The sequence below is a fragment of the Priestia sp. BR_2 genome (assembly GCF_041954005.1).
Taxonomy (GTDB): domain Bacteria; phylum Bacillota; class Bacilli; order Paenibacillales; family Paenibacillaceae; genus Paenibacillus_AQ; species Paenibacillus_AQ lautus_A.
The window spans coordinates 61,898-80,839 of the sequence record NZ_JAVFHM010000071.1 but is presented as its reverse complement, the minus strand read 5'-3'; the positions used below and the strand labels follow the sequence as shown (position 1 = coordinate 80,839).

Genomic DNA, 18,942 nt, shown 5'->3' with positions numbered 1-18,942 from the left:
GAAGCAGCGGAGCGGACGAATCGATTCCGGAAAAGCGGCAGCGGTCGCCTTTGCCATCGGATTTTTACAATAGATATATACAGTAAGAAAAATCCGAGGGCAACAGCGATTGGAGGAACGATACGTACGCGCAGCGTCCTTTAATGAGACATAGTAACCCGCTCACATCAATCATTGAATCCTTGTACTAACATTGCTGCTACCCTGACACCTTATCTTTCCGTGAAACCGACACTTCGGCAAGGCGAGCAAACAAACCACCGCAGCCTTCTATACATATCCCGATTACAAGCTTATGATGAAGGAGTCGGATAATAAGTCATACTGCGGACGGAGGTTACATCTACGATGAATCAGGAAGAGAAGGGCTCCAGCCCGGATATTCATTATATAGAAGAGCATCAGCTCAGTCAGGTGAAAATTGCACTGTCCAACCCGTTACGATGGGTGAACAGCTATGTGCTGCGGGGAGATGACGGGGTGACCGTCATCGATCCGGGGCCGCGCACGGCTTCCTCGGAGCGGGAATGGTTGGCGGCGATGGAGCAGTTGGAGATGGAGTTCAGCGACATCGTCTCCGTCGTGCTGACCCATCATCACCCGGACCACTACGGGCTTGCCGGGTGGTTTCAGGAACGCTCGGGCGCGAAGGTGTGGATGTCAGAGCGGGCGCATCGGGAAGCGATGCTGATGTGGGGAGCGGATTCCTCGATGGATCGTGCGCTCCCCGCGTTCTTTCGGCAGCATGGCATGCCGGAAACCAAGCTTGCCCTGCTGCCGGAGCATCTGAACAGCTTCTTTCCCCAAGTCACGCCGCAGCCGGAGATCTCGTTCATCGGGGAGGACCTGCCGTTCCGGATGGGGAACCGGATCTGGATGCCGGTGCAAACGGCCGGCCATGCTCCGGGGCATCTGTCATTCTTCCATGCGGACAGCGGCGTCCTGTTATGCGGCGATGCTGTGCTGCCGCAAATCTCGCCTAACGTGAGCCTGGTGCCCGGCAGCGACGCCGAGCCGCTGGCACTCTTTCTTGCAGGACTGCGCCGCCTGCGGGAACTGCATGTCCGGACGGCTTATCCCGGACACCGCCACCCGTTCACGCATTTCCGTGAACGGATCGACGCGCTCCTCCTCCATCACGAGGAGCGCCTGACCACCATCGCCGGCATGCTGAGCGCTGCCGGACGGCTCACCGCCTACGAGGTCTGCACCGCCCTCTTCGGCGATAAGCTCGGCATCCACCAGCTGCGCTTCGCCATGTGCGAAGCGCTGGCCCATCTCGCCGAGCTGGCCCGGCGCGGAGAAGCCGCGATGATCGAAACCGGGGACGGAATGTGCTATTTTTCTGTACGGAAACCGCCGCATTCCTGATATAATCAAGACATGAATAAAACCGTCTGCTTGTACGTTGGCTTCCATCATGCGTAGAAAGGGCGGTTTTTTGTTTAATAGATTCAGAAGGCTACATAATGGAGCATCCGATATTTTGAAGTGGCCCTTAGGCTGCTGGCGTAACGGCCGCGATCAGGATGCTTGGCAAGTGTCGCCAGGGCCTTTTTTAGAGAAGAGAAGGCAGGCGATACCTAAGATGGGGGCGGCCTTCCCTCATTCGAGTCAGAGTTTCTCTCTACCCCGCATATAGTTGATGTACCTTTGCTGTTTGGCAAGGCATTCCCTCAAGCGCTTTTTTCTTTAACACTGATCACCATGATCCACCCGCCATTTTTCGTATCGAAGCGTTCCCTTGGTTCACTCTGCAATTTTCATGTTATAGGATTCGTATCTCATTAAGCCCCTCAAAGGAGAATCTGTCATGAAGAAAAAAGAAGTAGTCGCGATGCTGCTCGCAGGAGGTCAAGGCAAACGGCTGAAGGGCCTGACCAAGACGCTGGCCAAACCGGCCGTTTATTTTGGGGGTACATACCGGATCATTGATTTTCCGCTGAGTAACTGCTCCCATTCGGGAATCGACACGGTCGGGGTACTCACCCAGTATGAGCCTCTGGTTCTGCATTCCTACATTGGCGTAGGAAGCGATTGGGATATGGATCGGCTGAATGGGGGCGTTTTCGTGCTCCCGCCGCATGAACGCGAGGACGGGACGACCTGGTACCGCGGGACGGCGGATGCGATCTTCCGGAATCTCAAGTTTATCGACCAGTACGATCCCGAGCACGTTTTGATTTTGTCGGGTGATCACATCTATAAGATGGATTACGACCGCATGCTGGCTTACCACAAGGAGAAAGATGCCGATTGCACCATCTCCGTCATCGAAGTAAGCCTGGACGAAGCGAAACGGTTCGGCATGGTGAACACGGATGAGGACTACCGGATTTTCGAGTTCGAGGAGAAGCCGGCGCATCCGAAGAGCACAACGGCTTCCATGGGCGTTTATCTGTTTCGCTGGAAGCTGCTGCGTTCTTATTTACTGCACAATGCGGACCTTCCGGATACGAGCCATGATTTCGGCAACGACATTCTGCCGAGGATGCTCGCGGACGGCAAAACGCTGTATGCTTATCCGTTCGAAGGGTACTGGAAGGACGTCGGCACCATCGAGAGCTTGTGGGAAGCCAATATGGATCTGCTGAGCGAGCAGCCCAAGCTGGATCTGAACGATCCGCTGTGGCGCATATACACCCGGAATCCGAATCAGCCGGCAGAGTATATTTCTCCGAACGGCGTCGTCCGGAACAGCATGATCAACGAAGGCTGCACCGTGTGCGGCGAGGTCGAGCATTCGGTCCTCTTTTATGGCGTGGAGGTGGGGGAAGGCAGCGTCATTACCGATTCCGTCATCATGCCCAAGGTACGCATCGGCAGCCATGTTCGCATTCACCGGGCGATCGTGACCGAGGACATGGTCATTCAAGATCATGCCCGGATCGGTCCGCCGCCGGAAGATCCATCCCAGATTGTGCTTGTAAGCGGTCATGATGAAGACGTCCTGAAGCTGCTTCAATCGTCTTCGTCCCACAATAATCAAGGTTAGGACGGGTGCGCAGATGAGAGAACTCATGGGTATTATAAATTTGGAGCATGAACGGGATGTGCTGAGTGAATTGACGTATTACCGGTGCGGGGCCGCCGTCCCTTTCGCGGGAAGGTATCGTCTGATCGACTTTGTGATGTCCAATATGATGCACGCGGGCATTGAGGATATCGCCCTGTTCGTTCGCAGGAAATACCGCTCCTTGATGGATCATCTGGGCGAAGGCCGGCCGTGGGATATGCATCGCAAACGGGGCGGCCTGTTCATACTTCCGCCGGATTGGAACGATGAAACGGATGTGTCCGCCGGCGAGCTGCGGCATATTTATAACAATCTCGATTTTTTTGAGCGGGGGGCGGCGAAGTTTATCATGCATTCCGGCAGCCAGCATATCAGCACGGTGGATTTGAACGAGGTGTACGAGTACCATCTGGAGCAAGGCGCCGACGTAACGCTCGTGTATACCAGGGTGAATGCACCGAGGGAGGAGCATCGTTCCTGCGCCCGCCTGGAAGTTGACGAGGACGGCATGGTCACGGACATTCATTATGAACACAAGCATGATGCGGTATACATGGAGATGTTCGTGATGGAGAAATCGCGCTTTCTCGAGATGGCCGATCATTGCATCGCCCATGGCGGCAACAACTTTTTTCGGGACGCGATCATGCAAAACCGGCACAAGCTGAACATTGCGGGATATGAATACCTCGGATATCACGCAGTGATCAACTCCCTGGAAAGCTATTACCGCACGAGCATGAACCTCCTGAATCCGAAGGCGTATAACAGCTTGTTCCGCAAGCAGGCGGTCCACACCAAGATCAAGTACGAGGTTCCCGCCAAATACCTGAATTCGGCCGATGTAAGCAATGCGCTGGTTGCCAACGGATGCCAGATCGACGGGGAAGTGAAGAACAGCATTCTGTTCCGCGGGGTCCAGGTGAAGCGGGGCGCAAGCATCCATAACTCCATCATTATGCAAAAATGCGTCATCGGCGAAAACGTAAGGCTCGAGAACGTCATACTCGATAAAGATGTGTTCATCTCTCGCGATCATAAGCTCCAAGGCGATTTTCGCAAACCTTTTGTCATTGCCAAGGACATTTCGATCTGATCCTAAAATAAAACGATCCGTCAGGAGGAACTTTCTTTTGTTTAACAACAAGGAAACATTCAAGCAGGTCTTTATGGAGCAATTGGTGAGTCGGTTGGGGAAGGGACTTGAGGAAGCAACGGCTGAGGATGTTTACAAAATCATCGGCGGCATGATCCGGGAATATGTCGGACGGGAATGGGCCGATGCCAACCGGATATACCGGGATACCGGGCAGAAGCAGGTGTATTATTTCTCGCTTGAATTTTTGATCGGCCGGCTGATGGGCAACAATCTGCTGAACCTGGGCGTGCTGGATATGGTCCGCAGCGGCCTTATGGAACTGGGATGGAATTTGAATGAGATCGAGGAGCAGGAGCCGGACGCGGGCCTAGGCAACGGGGGGCTCGGACGCCTTGCAGCGTGTTTTCTCGATTCGTTGGCATCGCTTAGCTATGCAGGCCATGGCTGCGGCATCCGGTATAAGTACGGCCTGTTCGAACAGAAGATCATCGACGGCCATCAAGTGGAGCTGCCCGACAACTGGCTCCAGCGGGGGAACGTCTGGGAAGAACGTCGGGCAGACAAGGCGGTGGAAGTTCGCTTCTGGGGCCGCGTGGAGGTGGACGTGCAGGAGGGGCGGACCGTGTTTCGCACGGCGGACTACGAACGGGTCCTGGCCGTGCCTTATGACGTGCCGGTCATCGGTTACTGCGAGGGGCAGGTGAACACGCTGCGGCTGTGGAGCGCCGAGTCCGCCTCGGATATATCCAGAATCCGTTCGGCCCATCATCATAACAGCTATTATAAATTTTTGGAATACAACCGTTCGGTCGAATCGATATCGGAGTTTTTGTACCCGGATGATTCGGCATACGAAGGCAAGCTCCTTCGCCTCAAGCAGCAGTACTTCCTCTGTTCGGCCGGCGTTCAGAGCATTCTTAGAACGTTCGACAAGCTGGGCAAAACCTATCATGAGCTTCCCGAACATGTTGCCATTCATATCAATGATACCCACCCGACCTTAGTGATTCCGGAGCTGATGCGAATTCTGATCGACGACAAGGGCTTCGGCTGGGATGAGGCGTGGGACATCACGAGCCGTACCGTATCCTATACGAACCATACGCTGCTTAGCGAAGCGTTGGAGAAATGGCCTGCCGGCATGGTCCGTGAGCTGCTGCCGCGCATTTACATGATCATCGAAGAGATCAACAAGCGCTTCTGCGGCATGCTGCTGGACCGTTATCCTGGCGATCATGAGCGCATCTCCCAGCTCGCCATCTTGGAAAGCGACCAGATCCGCATGGCCAATTTGGCGATCGTGGGCAGCTATCACGTGAACGGCGTGGCCGCGCTGCACACGGAGCTGCTGAAGACGCAGGTCATGAAACCATTCTATGAGCTGTATCCGGAGCGTTTCAGCAACAAAACGAACGGGATTACCCACCGGCGCTGGCTGATGCACAGCAACCCCGGCCTGAGTCAATGGATCTGCGATGGTATCGGCGATTCATGGATTACGGATCCGCGTCGGTTAATTCAGCTCAAGGGACTGAGGAACGACTCCGCCTTCCAGCAGGGCATTCAGCGGATCAAACGGAGCAATAAAGAGCGGCTTGCCGATTATATCGCGAATAAACAAGGGATCGCGGTCAATCCCGATTCCATATTCGATGTGCACGTGAAGCGGCTGCACGGCTATAAGCGGCAATTGCTGAATATTTTACGCGTCATGCATGTGTATAACGAGATTAAGGATCAGCCGGGCATGGATCGCGTTCCCCGTACCGTTATTTTTGGCGCCAAGGCAGCACCGGGTTACTATTTGGCCAAAAGCATCATCAAACTCATTAACGTCGTTGCGGATGTCGTGAATAAGGATCCGCAGGTCAATGACAAACTTCAGGTGCTGTTTCTTGAAAATTATTCGGTCTCACTCGCGGAGAAGATTATTCCGGCAGCCGACGTAAGCGAGCAGATTTCCACGGCCGGCAAGGAAGCCTCCGGCACGGGAAACATGAAGTTCATGATGAACGGCGCGTTGACCATCGGAACGCTGGATGGGGCTAACGTGGAGATGTTCGAGCTGCTCGGCAGAGAGAATATGTTCCTCTTCGGATTGGAGCTGGAGGACGTGTTAGCGTATTACAGGACGGGAGCTTATGTATCCAGGGAGCGGTATGAGCAGGACCCGAGAATCGCCCGCGTGCTGAATCAGTTGATTTCCTCGGGCCCGTTCTGCTGCCACGAGCTGGAGTTTGGGCAGATCCTGCAGTCCCTGCTGGACCATAATGACGAGTTTTTTGTGTTAGAGGACTTTGCCAGTTATGTCGCAACCCAGTCGGCCATTGATGATGCTTATTTGAATGCCCGGTCCTGGACCGAGAAGTCGATCGTCAATATCGCGCACTCGGGACATTTCTCGAGCGATAATACGATTCACCGCTATGCATCCGACATCTGGAATGTTTCGCCTGTGAAGGTTGGCCTGAAGGGATAGTCTACGATATCGATGCATATAAAAGAACCTCGTCATAGAAATGGCGGGGCTTTCCATAGGTGCTCTATTGGATTGTGCTTCAACATAACATATGATCGAGACTCGTAAAAATGACTAGATAGATTTTACCGATTGATGTGAAGGGGCAGCCCGATTTTACATGCGGTGACCAGCCTTCTTATAAAGGAAGAAACTCAGCTTTCGGGTCCGAATCCCGGCTGCGCTTCTACCTGCTATCGTCTATGATTCTTTGAAATCAGCCCGTCGGTTCGAAAATGGTAGGTTGCGGTTGCGGATAAGCCGCACTCTTCCGGAAGGCAGGAAAAGGGAGATTCGCACGCTGAGCGAATCTCCCTTTTTGAAGTGGTTTATTCTTTTGGAAGCTCTTCGGTCGTACCGTACAGCTCGATCTCCCGGTCGGCTTGCTTGCGATGGGCGATCCGGCTGCTGGCGGCTGCGGCAACCGCGCCGACGATGTCGTCGAGAAAGGTATGTACGCGGCCGCTTGATTTATCATTCAATTGCTCAAGAATGCCGGGTTTGAGTTTGTCGATATACCCGTAATTGGTGAAGCCGATGCTTCCGTACACGTTAACGATGGAAAATGCCAGGACTTCATCCACGCCGTATAACCCTTCGTCATTGGCGAGCATTTCTTGAAGCGGGGATATGAGATTGCCTTCCTCGGCTAAAATGTCCAATTGAATGCCGGTTAACACCGCGTTTTGCACTTCACGTTTGCTGAGTACGGCATCCACGTTCTCGATGCACTCTTCCATCGTCAAATTCGGGTAGTATTTTTTCTGAAGGATCATCACCAGCTCCGCGATTTCCTCCAACTTGATTCCACGCTTATGCAGCAGGCTCCGTGTCGCTTCCGCTACCTTCTTGCTGTTCAGGCTGTATGGAATGTTTGAATCGTTTTCTGCCATGATGGAACTCACCTCATTTTCGTGGTTGATGAAGATGCTTACGACGATTGTACTTTTTCCGCACCCCTTTGTCCAGAAAGGGCAAAACTGAGAGTTATTTTTTTGGAAAGGGCTCGTATACATAGGAGTACAACCTGTACAAAAAAATGTTAGGGAGGAACAATACATGAAACGTAATCCACGTACTTTTCGCAGGCTTTCCGCCGCCGGGCTGCTTGCTGTTCCGATCGTGATGTCCGGCTGCGGCATGTTATCCGGGAAGCAATCGGAAGCGATTGACCCGCCGCCTGCGCAAGTGGAGAAGCAGATGCTGAACACGGCCGGATCCACGGCGGCTCAAGGAGACATCGGCATGCAGACAACGGTATATCTTGCGGATGCACGGGGGATGCTGGCACCTGTAACCTTGGGCATTCCGAAGGTGGAGGGCGCCAGCGTGGTGAAGGAATCCCTTGAAGTGCTGGTGAACGGAGGCCGTTACGCGGGCTATGTTCCACAGGGCTTCCAGGCGGTATTGCCTGCCGGTACGCAGGTCCATAACGTGACAGTCGATCCGGAGAGCAAATTGGCGGTCGTCGAATTCAATAAATCATTTGCGGAATATAAAGCGGCAGATGAACGGAGAATCCTGGAGGCGTTGACGTGGACGCTGACAGGACATGAAGGCATCGAGCAGATGCAGGTATGGGTGGACGGCGTCAAACTGACGGAAATGCCGGTCAATCACACGCCGCTGGACCGTCCGCTTTCACGTTCGATGGGAATCAATCTTCAAAAAGCGGATGATGCCTTGTACACGAACTCTTCACCGGTCACGGTCTATTTCTCGTCGGTGACGCCGGAAGGCATTCAGTACTACGTGCCGGTCACAAGACTTGTTCCAACCGGACAAGACGCGGTGAAGGCGGCCTTAAACGAGCTGATTCGCGGACCGCAGTATGGCGACGGACTGGTTGAGGTCATCCCGGATGACACCACCGTTGCGGCGGTTGAAAAAGGGGAGGACGGAGCCGTAACCGTATCGCTTCAGGACAGCATGTTTGAACAGGGAGAGCAGGTTCCGACCGAGCTGCTGCAGGCCGTCGTGCTTACCGTAGCCGAGAATGCGGATGATGCCAAAGTGAAAATCCGGATGAACGATCTCACGGAGGTGGTTGGAACGGATAGCCGAAATTATAGCGAGCCCGTCAGCCGTCCGGAGTTCATCAACGAAATCTCGATCTGACCGATTCTCCGCCAGCTTTGGGAAATTTCCCCCGCAAAAGGTGCTTTTGTGCCTGCACTTTGGTAGAATAGGGAATGCTAATCAGGATTGCGATAAGAAGTAGGAGGCAGAAAACATGAGATCTAACGGACGTAAGAGCGATGAGCTCCGACCGATGAATTTATCGACCCATGTGAATAAATATGCGGAAGGCTCCGTGTACATCGAGATGGGAGACACCAAGGTGCTGATTACGGCAACCGTGGACGAGAAAGTTCCCCCGTTTCTGAAAGGACAAGGAAAGGGCTGGGTGACGGCTGAATATTCAATGCTGCCCCGCGCAACACAATCCCGCAACCAACGGGAAGCCAATCGCGGTAAACTCAGTGGCCGGACGATGGAAATTCAGCGGCTGATCGGCAGAGCGCTCAGGTCTGTTGTGAATCTGCATGCTCTTGGCGAGCGGACGATTACGCTGGACTGCGATGTAATCCAGGCGGATGGCGGAACGCGGACCACCTCCATTACAGGAGCATTTGTAGCTTTAGCCATAGCTGTAAATAAAATTGCAGAACAACATAAATTAGCGGTATTCCCGATCACGGACTACCTGGCATCCATTAGCGTGGGCATTGCCGGCGGACAGGCGCTGCTGGATCTGAACTATGAAGAGGATTCCAAGGCGAAGGTGGACATGAACCTGGTCATGACCGGAAGCGGCAAATTCGTTGAGGTTCAGGGAACCGGCGAAGAGAGCCCGTTTTCCCGCGAGGAGCTGGATCAGATCCTGGAGCTGGGAGAACAGGGGATCCGCGAGCTTATCGAGCGTCAGCAGGAGGCGCTTGGCCCGATTGCGGCCAAGATCGGTTCCGTGAATGCGAGCACCGGAGTCTGATTCCATGAAACTGACACTTGGAGATACACTCATTGTAGCTACACGCAATCAGGGGAAAGTCAAGGAATTCGCGCATGCTTTTGCTGCTTTCGGCACGGATGTAAAGAGCATGTACGATTACCCTGATCTGCCTGACGTCGTTGAGGATGGAGCAACCTTCGCAGCCAATGCATTCAAAAAAGCCAAGGAAGTCGGTGACGCACTGGGATTGCCTGTGCTGGCCGATGATTCCGGATTGTGTGTGGATGCGCTGAACGGCGCGCCCGGCGTTTATTCCGCCAGGTATGCGGGTGAGCATGGCGCGGACGAGGACAATAACGAGAAGCTGCTCGGCGAGCTCGAACGGTTAAGGCTCGGCGAGGACACTGAGCAGCCCCTGCTAAGTCCGGCCCGGTTCGTCTGTGTTCTGGTGCTGTATGATCCGGTCTCGGGAGAAAAGCTCGAGGCGGAGGGGAACGTTGAAGGCTGGATCACTTCGGATCCTGCCGGAGCGGGTGGTTTTGGGTATGACCCGCTCTTCTATTTGCCAAGCCATGAGAAGACGATGGCCGAGCTTTCCCTGGAGGAGAAGCAGGAGATCAGCCACAGGGGAAAAGCGCTGCGAAAGCTTGTAGCGGACCTGCAGGCGCTTAATTGATATACCATTCGCGAAAAAACCATACCGGCATGTGCCGGTATGGTTTTTTTTGATTTGTCGCAGTCCATAAGGACTTAACGGATGGATACGTTATATTCTTTGAGCCAGAAATGAACCTGGGCCAGGTAGGCAAACAGCTGCGGACCTGACATCAATTGGCCGAACCAAGGCAGATTGGAGGAAGCATCAGGCGAAGATGCCAGCTCCCGGATCCGGGCGGTATCGATGAGCGGCAGGAGCGGCGAAGAAGAGTCATCCAGAATGGACAGCACCTGCGCTTTGACGGCCGCCAGATAGTTCGGATTATGGGTTTTCGGATACGGGCTTTTTTTGCGGTACAGGACGTCATCCGGCAGCACGCCTTCAAGGGCCTTGCGCAGAATGCCCTTCTCCCGGTCACCTGTCGTTTTGATGCTCCAAGGGATGTTCCACACGTAATCGATTAGGCGGTGATCGGTATAGGGTACCCGGACTTCCAGTCCAACGCCCATGCTCATCCGGTCCTTGCGGTCAAGCAGGGTTGGCATGAAGCGGGTGATATTGAGGTAAGACATGATCCGCATTTTGGCCTGCTGCCCGGTCTCCCCGTCCAGCTTAGGCACTTCGGCTACCGCATCGGAGTAGCGGTCCCCGAGGTATTCCAGCGGCTTGATCCAGTCCCGGATTTCGGCAGACAGCAGCCCGGCTCTCATATCCGGCGCGACGGACCACGGAAAGGTACCGGAATTGAGCATTTCTTCCCGGTGGAACCAAGGGTAACCGCCGAATATTTCATCAGCGGCTTCACCGGATATGGCGACGGTTGCGCCTTTTTTAATCTCGCGGCAGAAGAGAAGCAAGGAAGCATCCACGTCGGCCATGCCCGGAAGATCCCGTTTTTGCGTGGAGACATCCAGTGCTTCTACCAGTTCGGGCGTGTCGAATTCGATCCAATGGTGGTTCGTGCCCAGTTCCTCGTGCATCCGTTTAATCCATGGCGCATCCGCTCCCGGCTGGAAGGAATGGGACTTAAAGTGTTTGTTGTTGTCCACATAATCCACGGAGTAGGTGTGCACTTGTCCTTGGCCCGTCCGCTTGTAGTAATCGACGGCCAGCGAGGAAAGCGCGCTGGAATCGAGCCCGCCGGATAACAGGGAGCAGACCGGTACGTCGGAGACCAGCTGACGCTCCACGGTGTCGCGGAGAAGATCGCGAAGGAAGCTTGCCGTTTGGTCGGCATCATCCTCGTGGGGTTTGCTTTCCAGCTTCCAATAAGTATACTTGCGCAAGCCTTCCCGGTTAAAGATCATGGCCATGCCGGGCCGGAGCTCCGATATGTCCTTGTAGACGCCATGTCCAGGGGTACGCGCCGGGCCGATAATAAATACTTCCGCAAGCCCTTCGGCCCCTACGACGGGCTCCACCTTCGGATGCTGCAGCAACGCTTTCGGTTCCGAGCCGAATACAAGCGTTCCGTCAATATAGCTGTAGAACAGGGGTTTCACTCCCACCCGGTCCCGAGCCAAAAATACCTGTTCCCGGACGCTGTCCCAAATAGCGAAAGCAAATATTCCATTGAGGCGCTCCAAACACTCGGGGCCCCATTCGATATAGGAGACTAACAAAACTTCCGTGTCACATTTGGTATTGAAACGATGACCGCGTCGTACCAATTCGTCTTTAAGCTCCGCAGCATTATATAATTCCCCGTTATATACAATGGCATAGACTTCCTCTTCCTGATGAATGATCATCGGCTGAGCGCCATTTTCGGGGTCGATCACGCTGAGTCTTCGGTGACCGAATGCGCACGGGTTGGAAATCCAGGTGCCGGATCCGTCAGGTCCGCGGTGAGCCAAACTTTCTGTCATTTTTACCAGCAGCTGCGAGTCCTGCGTCAAATCGCCGCTCCATTGTATAAAACCGGTTATTCCGCACATGACGGTTCATCCTCTCTTTGTCTTTGTCATACGCTGTCCACTCTTTTTCATCCTACGTCGCCAAAGTGATACAGATATATGCCGAAGGAAGGCATAAAATGTCTGTCCTTTTACGAAAACTAAGAAAGAGGACGAATATCAAAGAGAAGGAGAGATGCGTCCATGGAGAAGTCAACCTATTATGTTTCCGTGCAGAGCCGGTCCGTGCTGACCGAGCAGGGAGCGAGCGCTTATGAATGGGAGATCGAAGCAACGCCTGAAGAGGCCGATCAAGTTCGGATTGAACTGGATATGATGCAGGAGAAGGACGAAGAAGCTACAGGCTACATGTTTCCTTGGCCGGATACGCCGCAACAAAGCGCCAACGCCCTGTTTCAATCTTCCTTGGACAAGGTGTATCGAACCATTTATCAATTGGGTACGCCGGCTACGCGCCAGCAAATGGAAGAGCTGCGGCTGCTCTCCGATTTGACATGAAAATATGAAGGATCGTGCTGTCCCAGTACATCTTGATGAAGGAGAATGTATGATGTATGCAATCAGAGATGCAAAAATCCGCCGGATTACGGAAGTAAACGGCGCCCCGTGCGCAGAGGTAGAAGTCTATCCTGCCGCGGAAGGAGAAAGCGCATTGCTGGCTTATCTGACGCCATCTTCCCCATTGGGAGGCTACGAGCTGGTGAAAATTGTCCGCAGCAACGCCAGCATGGAGGTGGACTGGTTCGACAACAGCATGCATGATGCTTTTGTGGATGCCACGGACGAAGCATTCGAGAACAACGTTCAGTCCACGGCAGAGGAAGACCGCGATGCATTCAAGCAGCAGCTGCTTTCGACAGGCCAGCTATATGAGCAGCTGAACCAGCGGCTCAGCGAAGGCCCTCAATATTTCTAGAGCTTTGACGAACGAAGAGATCTGACCGGATACCATCGGCAGATCTCTTTTTGCATGTGCAGGTTCATCTATGAAAGATTGCATGGGGTTTTTACGCAGTTCTGCAAAAAAGGTCGAACAAAGATAGGTTTCTTGTCGATTTCGATTTCGCTGCGGTAGGGAGTATGGACCATCCGGTATCCTTGTTTACGAAATAGATACAAATAGGGCTTTTCCTCTATATGATTACTGGAGAATCCTCCCTATAATGTTGGATTAGTGTCATCTACTAACATAATGAACAAGGGGAGATTGGAATTGGGCAGATGGAATAAACATATCGTCAAGCTATGGGGAGCGGGATTCCTTGCGTTGTCGCTTACCTTGGGATCCGTGCAAATGCCGGCAAGCGCCGAAGCAACGCAGAACGTTACGGTTCTTGAATCGTCTCATGAGCTCGTGAACGGCAAGATGCGCGTGACGGCGGACATTCGCAACGGAGGAACCGGAGCGGAAGCGGGATTCTATGTTGTCGGTTACGATGCAAACGGCCAAGCGCTCGAGGCAGTCGGTGATTCCGAATATATGATGAGCGACGAAATCGGTACATATGAAGTGGACCTTGACAGCGGCAGCAGCGTCAAGCGGGTGGAAGTGCTCCCGGCAGGACCGGCTGGTGATCAGGCGCGGCTGCTGGCATCCGGATACTATACGAGCAACGGCGTGGTCAACGTTTCTGGCGTCGTGCAGAATTCTACGGTCGGGCACAATGTGGGTATGCTCGCCGTAGGGTATGATGCTTCCGGCAAAGCGGTCGAAGTGACATCGGCGGACAGCTACTTTGGCGGCAGCGATGTCGGCACCTTCGTCGTAGAGCTTAAAGCAGCGAAGCTGATCAAGAGCGTAAAGGTATCGGTCGTTGATCCGGTTGAAGATGCCGTGAAGCTGCTGCAATCCGGCAGCCGCCTGGAGAACGGAAAGCTTATCGTTACCGGTTCGATTCAAAACCGGAATAAAGGCGGGCAGGCCGGCGTCATCGTTGTCGGCAGCAACGCCGGCGGCAAGGTTCTGGAGGTCAACACGACGTCCGGGTATCTTTCATCCAACGAAATCGCGAATTTCCAGGCCGAGCTGGAAGGCGGCAAAGCCATCAGCGACCTGAAGGTGTTCCTGACAGGCAACAGCCAGACGCCTAAAATCATAGCCGAGGGCAGAACGACCATCAACAACAAGCTTGTCATTACGATCGGCGTGGAGAACGGGGATGTGTCGCAACGGATTACCGTGAAATCGACGGCGTACGATGCGAAGGGACGCTCCTTGGGAACCGATACGGACTCCATGTTCATGACCGCCAATGAAACGACGACCTTGCGCATTGATTACGATACTCGGGTCAAAAGTGTGAAGCTGAAATATTATGACCAATCCGGCAGAGAAATCGGAGAAGCGCCGATCCGCATCAAAATCAACGGCCAGCTCCAATCTTATGCGCAGTCGCCGGTGATGGTCGGAGGAAGCGTTCTTGTGCCTATGCGTCCGATCTTCGAATCCCTCGATGCTTCGGTCAAATGGGACCAAAAGACGCAAAGCGTATCCTCCTCCAAAGACTCGACCCAAATCAAGCTGAAGATGGGCTCCAAGCAAGCGGTCGTTAACGGGAAGACCGTCACGCTGGATTCGGCGCCACGGATGGTGAAGGGCACCACGATGGTACCGCTGCGTTTCGTGGCATCCGCGCTGGGCTGTGAAGTGAAATGGGACGGCAATGAGAAAATGGTATTGATTACGACCAAATAATGCGAAAAGGACCATGCGGTAAGCGCATGGTCCTTTTTTATGGGGTAAGTTCAATAAGCGTGCTCCCTCAGCACCTGAATGCCCATGATCACGTTATACACAAAAGCCCCGAAATAGATGATGCCGAACAGAATGAGGTATCCGATGACGGAACCGAAGGAGCCCGAGGTCACGGCCATGTAGATTAACGGGATCGCTGCTATAACGGGGAACAGATGGGAGAACAGGGCGCGGCGTGCGTGCTTGGCCACATAGGCGTCCGGAGATAGAATCCATACAAGGACAGGGAGGATAAACGGTGCAAAGAAGATGCTGAAATACGATAAAGAGGATAAAAGCTGTCTCATGGTATCACGCTCCTGAAGTCATTCTCATGTTTACATATTACCCAGTAAGCAGGCTCCTGATTCGGTTAGGAGATCAACCCGAAAAAAAGTACTTTGAAAAAAACAAAAGATGCGATATAATATACTTCGTTACTGTTTAAAACATTTTCATACATACATGTCCCAGTAGCTCAGCTGGATAGAGCAACGGCCTTCTAAGCCGTCGGTCAGGGGTTCGAATCCCTTCTGGGACGTAAAAAAAGACACCGTCATATGACGGTGTTTTTTACGTCCCGTGAGGATGAGAACCCCGAGTTGGGGTTCGCCTGCGCATACGCTTCGGTAGGAATACTTCGCAGTCGGCCTGGAAGGCCGCATCCCGACTGGGACGAAACGTCCCGTGAGGATGAGAACCCCAATTGGGGGTTCGCCTGCGCCTATGCTTCGTTAGGATGTCGGCCTGAAGGTTTTCTTGCAAAAAGAAAGGTATTCGTGACACGATTAGAACAGTGGAGGGATACATGGGATGAATGACATCACTATGACTTTGGTAAGAGAGACTCACAAGGATCTTCAGGAGCTCATCGCGAAGCTGGACGATTACTTATCGACGTTATACCCGGCGGAAGGGATATTCGGGCTGGATCTGGCCGATCCCAAAGTAAACGAAACGCTATTCGTGGTGGCTTACCATGATGGCCAGCCTGTCGGCTGCGGAGCCATCCGGCCGCTGGATGCAGAATCGGTTGAAATTAAACGGTTTTTCGTGGATGTCCCGTATCGAAATAGGGGAGTAGCTTCCCGGATCCTGCTCTTTCTGGAAGAACAAGCGAAGACGCGGGGCTATCGTTTCTCGCGCCTGGAAACAGGCGAACCGCAGAAGGAATCCGTTCATTTTTACAAGAAGCTGGGGTATGCCCAGATTGAACCGTTTGGCGAATACATCGGGTGCGAATATAGTTTATGTTTTGAGAAGAGTCTGACATCCTAGCCATTTGGTCTTATAATAGAAGAAAAAATATTTTACGAACCCTATCGAGGAGGCATCGAGCATGCAGCTTACTAAAATATCACAGAATACCGCCATTCTATTGGAGCATGCCAGAAAATCGGGGCTGACTTCTTCCGATCTGCTGGAGGCTGTGCGCTCAGGAGACGCAGAGAGATTCCAGATCGCCAATAACGGTCATTTTCACTATGAGGAATTATTCTCTTACGCAAAAGAGCATGGGGAAGATTTGGAGAAAGCCGTTAGCGAGGGGTACCAAATTACGTTTAATACCCGGAACGGGTTGAAGATCTGGCTGGAGGAAGCCTTCCGCATCAGCTCGGAATCCGATTTCAGCGTGGGCGAGGGCATCATTGAAGGATTGAAGCTCCAGAAGGAGCAGTTGGCTCGCTTGAAGGAAGCGCTGGCTGTCAACTGGACCCTGCAGGAAGAGCCGGCGTCAGACGGCGTTCAGGTCAGATTGACCGTCAGAGGATTGCAATAAAATAAGATAGCCACCGTACTTGATCAACATAATAGTACGGTGGCTTTTTTATTAGGCATGATCCGCTCATTCATCAGAGTGAATTTACATCCGGCTCGGAGTAGGCAAACCCAGCACCTCCAGCGCTTCGCCAAGGGTGTTCTTGAATAAGGAAGTGAGCCATACGCGGAATTGGAGCACTTCCTCCTTCGCCTTCAGAATCGGGCATGCCGAGTAAAAATTGTTGAACAGGGAGCACAGCTCATAGGTGAAGTTGCAAATGGCACTAGGAGATAGATCCCGTCCGGCGGCATATAAGGTATCATGCCAGGTGCTGATATGCCGCAGCAGCGCATGTTCCGCTTTTTCCATGGCAGGGAACCGGGCAGGCACAGACGGCGTAACCTCGGCTTCTTGAGCCTTATTAAGCACGCTGAGTGCACGCGCGTAGGAATAGAGCAAATACACCCCCGTATTCCCCGATATTTCAGTGGCCTGCTTCAGATCGAACACTACCTCTGTTTGCAGTGCAAAGCGAAGCAGGTAGTAACGGATGGAGGCGGTTGCGATCGCATGGCTGGACAAACCGTTTTTATCGGATCGGGTGTCCTCGATGACCTTGGCTACTTGATGAATAAGCTCGGTGATTTTGATCCCGATTCCCTGACGTCCGGACATCGCATAGGATGCCTTACCGTCGGAAGTATCGATGCCGAGATCCGCTGCAGCGGAAGGGCTTAACGAGACGACGCCGTAACTGACATGGCGCAGTTTCTCAGCCTCTTGTTGGAAGCCCAGGCCTTCCAAAGCCTGCTTCACCATCGCCTGCGGGTACTGCTGCCTGTAATCAATGACGTTGATGACCATGTCCGCTTTGCCGTAAGAACGCTCCTCGCCGTGCGAACTCGTCGTCCAAACCTCGTCGGTGAATTTTTTATATACAAAATCATTGGAAAGCACGCCGTATTTCCACAAGTGGTAGGCGATGTCCTTGGCGGTGTAAGTCAGGATGCCATTGGAGCGCACCAGCACTTTATCGATGCTGTGGTCCGACTCCGCCTCGTCTCCGGCTTCGGTTCCTGATTGCTTGAGCACCCAGCAGCCTGCAAGTTTACCCTCGGTTTCCTGATGGAAAAGCGGGGTATTCTTCAACAGCTCGAACGCGGACGCCCAGAATCCCTCCCTAACAATGCTGCTCTCCCATACAAGCAGATCGTATTCAATGCCGAACTGCTTCATCTCCTCAAGATGCTCCTTAACGATTCGCTCGGCAACGAGCAGTCCGATCCAGGAAAGGTTCTGATTGCCCTCTTCCAATGCGTGCAGAACCTCGGTCCGATGCTGAACCAGCCCCGGCTCCCTTTCGTAGGCTTTATTGGTGCTTGAATACACGTCCCAGCAGTAATCGCCGAACCGGGCATGCTCCTTCGTCAGCGGCGTGTGGAGCAAGCCGACCACCGTATCCGCCAGCTGATTGCCCAGGTCGTCGATATAATTATGCACCTCGACCTCATAACCCAGCTTCCTCATCAATCTCACGAGCGTATCTCCGATACAGGAATTTCGAAGATGCCCGATATGGGCGGACTTATTCGGGTTGATGGACGTGTGCTCAATGACGATCTTTTCGTTAGCTGCCGGGGGGAGTTCAAAATGGTGGCTCGCCCAATACTCCCAATCGATGCGCAGATTCATAAAGCCCGGAGCGACAATCTCAGTCGAGCGGACGAGCTGTTTGTAGGATGCGTCCTGCTCGAGCTCGGCTTGGATCAGCTCGGCGATTTGCAGGGGAGCCTTGCGGAGCACCTTCGCAAGCTGCATCGCAACGTTGGTTGCGTAATCCCCATGCTCCATGCTGGCAGGCTGCTCGATCCGGATCGGAGTGGACTCCGGCAGTTTGGTGCCGTAAGCTTCGCAGACCTGGTTCACGGCTTGTTGAAGGCTCGAAATAATCTTATGACTTAACACGGTAAATCCCCCTTTAAAAAATAAAACGACTCGGAAAACCAAAAAAGCCCTCATCTCCAAAAGAGACGAGGACTTGTGCTCGCGGTACCACTCTTGTTGTTAAACCCCGCAAGGGTCTAACCACCTTCATACGATAACGGCGTAAGCCGGGGCTCCCTACAGCATGGTGCTTCGGAAGGCCATCTCCTGGGTCCGCTTCACGGCCGACTTTGTACCGGTTTCCACCCTCCCGGCTCGCTTGGACTAAAGTCAGTGCAGTTACTCTCCCAATCAACGAAAATAATATTCTCAAGTTTTTTCATATTATAACCATTCTATTTA

General features: G+C 53.2%; 16 protein-coding genes, 1 tRNA gene and 1 other annotated feature. Of the genes, 13 read left to right on the top strand and 4 right to left on the bottom strand.

Annotation, left to right across the window (positions count from 1 at the left end):
• The first annotated feature begins 348 nt into the window (after nt 1-348).
• From RB298_RS01755 to RB298_RS01740, 4 genes are all read left to right on the top strand, one after another.
• Nucleotides 349-1,371 (top strand): MBL fold metallo-hydrolase, encoded by a 1,023-nt coding sequence (locus RB298_RS01755; RefSeq protein WP_486045438.1) that lies wholly within the window; start codon nt 349-351, stop codon nt 1,369-1,371.
• 442 nt (nt 1,372-1,813) lie between these two features.
• Complete coding sequence (locus RB298_RS01750) at nt 1,814-2,995, top strand: glucose-1-phosphate adenylyltransferase (RefSeq protein WP_096775376.1); 1,182 nt, start codon at nt 1,814-1,816, stop codon at nt 2,993-2,995.
• Between the two features lie 13 nt (nt 2,996-3,008).
• Nucleotides 3,009-4,112: a glucose-1-phosphate adenylyltransferase subunit GlgD gene (gene glgD, locus RB298_RS01745; protein WP_486045436.1), complete on the top strand. Its 1,104-nt coding sequence runs from the start codon at nt 3,009-3,011 to the stop codon at nt 4,110-4,112.
• A gap of 37 nt (nt 4,113-4,149) precedes the next feature.
• A complete protein-coding gene (locus tag RB298_RS01740; protein WP_096775378.1) occupies nt 4,150-6,594 on the top strand; it encodes a glycogen/starch/alpha-glucan phosphorylase in 2,445 nt (814 codons plus the stop codon).
• A 368-nt stretch (nt 6,595-6,962) separates the two neighbouring features.
• On the opposite strand, the gene RB298_RS01735 is transcribed toward RB298_RS01740, so the two are convergent.
• On the bottom strand, nt 6,963-7,526 hold the full coding sequence (locus tag RB298_RS01735) for a phosphatidylglycerophosphatase A family protein (protein ID WP_015733980.1): 564 nt from the start codon (nt 7,524-7,526) through the stop codon (nt 6,963-6,965).
• Between the two features lie 166 nt (nt 7,527-7,692).
• Between RB298_RS01735 and RB298_RS01730 the strand changes: the two genes are divergently transcribed.
• The 3 genes from RB298_RS01730 to RB298_RS01720 all read left to right on the top strand — a co-directional run bounded on the left by RB298_RS01730 (nt 7,693) and on the right by RB298_RS01720 (nt 10,262).
• Entirely contained in the window at nt 7,693-8,751 is a 1,059-nt protein-coding gene (locus RB298_RS01730; RefSeq protein ID WP_486045433.1) for a GerMN domain-containing protein, read from the top strand.
• A gap of 115 nt (nt 8,752-8,866) precedes the next feature.
• Entirely contained in the window at nt 8,867-9,625 is a 759-nt protein-coding gene (gene rph, locus RB298_RS01725; RefSeq protein ID WP_015733982.1) for a ribonuclease PH, read from the top strand.
• 4 nt (nt 9,626-9,629) lie between these two features.
• On the top strand, nt 9,630-10,262 hold the full coding sequence (locus tag RB298_RS01720; protein WP_015733983.1) for an XTP/dITP diphosphatase: 633 nt from the start codon (nt 9,630-9,632) through the stop codon (nt 10,260-10,262).
• 74 nt (nt 10,263-10,336) lie between these two features.
• Here the strand turns inward: RB298_RS01720 and asnB are convergent, their stop codons facing one another.
• Nucleotides 10,337-12,181: an asparagine synthase (glutamine-hydrolyzing) gene (gene asnB / locus RB298_RS01715; RefSeq protein ID WP_096775381.1), complete on the bottom strand. Its 1,845-nt coding sequence runs from the start codon at nt 12,179-12,181 to the stop codon at nt 10,337-10,339.
• A 162-nt stretch (nt 12,182-12,343) separates the two neighbouring features.
• Between asnB and RB298_RS01710 the strand changes: the two genes are divergently transcribed.
• The 3 genes from RB298_RS01710 (at nt 12,344) to RB298_RS01700 (ending at nt 14,855) form a co-directional block, all read left to right on the top strand.
• Complete coding sequence (locus tag RB298_RS01710) at nt 12,344-12,658, top strand: hypothetical protein (protein ID WP_096775382.1); 315 nt, start codon at nt 12,344-12,346, stop codon at nt 12,656-12,658.
• A gap of 52 nt (nt 12,659-12,710) precedes the next feature.
• A complete protein-coding gene (locus tag RB298_RS01705) occupies nt 12,711-13,076 on the top strand; it encodes a hypothetical protein (RefSeq protein ID WP_036662602.1) in 366 nt (121 codons plus the stop codon).
• Between the two features lie 297 nt (nt 13,077-13,373).
• Complete coding sequence (locus RB298_RS01700; protein ID WP_375120617.1) at nt 13,374-14,855, top strand: copper amine oxidase N-terminal domain-containing protein; 1,482 nt, start codon at nt 13,374-13,376, stop codon at nt 14,853-14,855.
• A gap of 50 nt (nt 14,856-14,905) precedes the next feature.
• Here RB298_RS01700 and RB298_RS01695 read toward each other — a convergent pair whose 3' ends face one another.
• A complete protein-coding gene (locus tag RB298_RS01695) occupies nt 14,906-15,202 on the bottom strand; it encodes a magnetosome magnetite crystal formation protein family (RefSeq protein ID WP_015733988.1) in 297 nt (98 codons plus the stop codon).
• A 159-nt stretch (nt 15,203-15,361) separates the two neighbouring features.
• On the opposite strand from RB298_RS01695, the gene RB298_RS01690 reads away from it, so the two are divergent.
• From RB298_RS01690 to RB298_RS01680, 3 genes are all read left to right on the top strand, one after another.
• Nucleotides 15,362-15,435 (top strand) — tRNA-Arg (locus RB298_RS01690).
• Nucleotides 15,436-15,707: 272 nt separating this feature from the next.
• Complete coding sequence (locus RB298_RS01685) at nt 15,708-16,172, top strand: GNAT family N-acetyltransferase (protein ID WP_096775384.1); 465 nt, start codon at nt 15,708-15,710, stop codon at nt 16,170-16,172.
• Nucleotides 16,173-16,233: 61 nt separating this feature from the next.
• Nucleotides 16,234-16,674 (top strand): hypothetical protein, encoded by a 441-nt coding sequence (locus tag RB298_RS01680; protein ID WP_096775385.1) that lies wholly within the window; start codon nt 16,234-16,236, stop codon nt 16,672-16,674.
• 84 nt (nt 16,675-16,758) lie between these two features.
• On the opposite strand, the gene RB298_RS01675 is transcribed toward RB298_RS01680, so the two are convergent.
• Nucleotides 16,759-18,621: an arginine--tRNA ligase gene (locus RB298_RS01675; protein WP_192569337.1), complete on the bottom strand. Its 1,863-nt coding sequence runs from the start codon at nt 18,619-18,621 to the stop codon at nt 16,759-16,761.
• Nucleotides 18,622-18,679: 58 nt separating this feature from the next.
• Nucleotides 18,680-18,904 (bottom strand) — a binding site (T-box leader).
• Nucleotides 18,905-18,942 lie beyond the last annotated feature (38 nt).

Bases quoted from the DNA above. Each gene is read 5' to 3' on its own strand.
- RB298_RS01755 (WP_486045438.1), top strand. From the start codon at position 349: ATGAATCAGGAAGAGAAGGGCTCCAGCCCGGATATTCATTATATAGAA.
- RB298_RS01685 (WP_096775384.1), top strand. From the start codon at position 15,708: ATGAATGACATCACTATGACTTTGGTAAGAGAGACTCACAAGGATCTT.
- RB298_RS01710 (WP_096775382.1), top strand. From the start codon at position 12,344: ATGGAGAAGTCAACCTATTATGTTTCCGTGCAGAGCCGGTCCGTGCTG.
- RB298_RS01705 (WP_036662602.1), top strand. From the start codon at position 12,711: ATGTATGCAATCAGAGATGCAAAAATCCGCCGGATTACGGAAGTAAAC.
- RB298_RS01750 (WP_096775376.1), top strand. From the start codon at position 1,814: ATGAAGAAAAAAGAAGTAGTCGCGATGCTGCTCGCAGGAGGTCAAGGC.
- glgD (WP_486045436.1), top strand. From the start codon at position 3,009: ATGAGAGAACTCATGGGTATTATAAATTTGGAGCATGAACGGGATGTG.
- rph (WP_015733982.1), top strand. From the start codon at position 8,867: ATGAGATCTAACGGACGTAAGAGCGATGAGCTCCGACCGATGAATTTA.
- asnB (WP_096775381.1), bottom strand. From the start codon at position 12,181: ATGTGCGGAATAACCGGTTTTATACAATGGAGCGGCGATTTGACGCAG.
- RB298_RS01695 (WP_015733988.1), bottom strand. From the start codon at position 15,202: ATGAGACAGCTTTTATCCTCTTTATCGTATTTCAGCATCTTCTTTGCA.
- RB298_RS01680 (WP_096775385.1), top strand. From the start codon at position 16,234: ATGCAGCTTACTAAAATATCACAGAATACCGCCATTCTATTGGAGCAT.
- RB298_RS01735 (WP_015733980.1), bottom strand. From the start codon at position 7,526: ATGGCAGAAAACGATTCAAACATTCCATACAGCCTGAACAGCAAGAAG.
- RB298_RS01720 (WP_015733983.1), top strand. From the start codon at position 9,630: ATGAAACTGACACTTGGAGATACACTCATTGTAGCTACACGCAATCAG.
- RB298_RS01730 (WP_486045433.1), top strand. From the start codon at position 7,693: ATGAAACGTAATCCACGTACTTTTCGCAGGCTTTCCGCCGCCGGGCTG.